This is a genomic window from Vibrio sp. 1402 (genome assembly GCF_033340275.1).
Genome location: NZ_JAWOWE010000731.1, coordinates 1 through 513, shown reverse-complemented (window position 1 = coordinate 513; position 513 = coordinate 1). Strand labels below are relative to the sequence as shown.

At 43.5% G+C, this 513-nt stretch carries 1 protein-coding gene and 1 pseudogene; one reads left to right on the top strand and one right to left on the bottom strand.

Translation table 11 applies throughout. The features are described 5' to 3' along the window. Positions 1–260: pseudogene (locus R7044_RS28185) on the top strand (dGTPase); the annotation flags it as partial. 9 nt (positions 261–269) lie between these two features. Here R7044_RS28185 and R7044_RS28180 read toward each other — a convergent pair. Continuing rightward, positions 270–513 (bottom strand): DTW domain-containing protein (locus R7044_RS28180; protein ID WP_225456397.1); only part of this gene is annotated, 244 nt, incomplete at its 5' end.

Genomic DNA, 513 nt, shown 5'->3' with positions numbered 1-513 from the left:
AACATTTCGTCAGTCAGTATGTCATTCAAGTGCCGCAGGTACAGATTGTCGAATACAAAGGGCAACAAATCATTATGGATATATTCGAAGCACTAAGTGCCGATCCTGAACGATTGTTGCCAATACACACAAAAGAGCTGTGGCAGAGTGCAACTAGCGATAGTGGCAAAATGCGAGTCATTGCCGATTACATATCCGCAATGACCGATGGTCATGCGCAAAAGCTACACCGCCAATTGTTCTCTTCTATTGTGTTGTAGAACGTTGGTCTACTTGTTCAAATAATTTTTTTCAAATACGCCCGGAGGCATCTGGGCGATTTGAAATTCAATCATCCTGTCAAAAGCATTAAGTAGCGGCGAGAAGTCGTTATCCGGCTCCAATAAACTCAACGCATAAAACCCTGCTTCCACTGTCGAAAGACTGTTGTCTGAAGGCGCTTTACGAATTGTATAGTGACCTTGTAAATCCTCGGGAAGCTTTACTGTGGTTAAAGCGTGCAAGTTGGTGGAA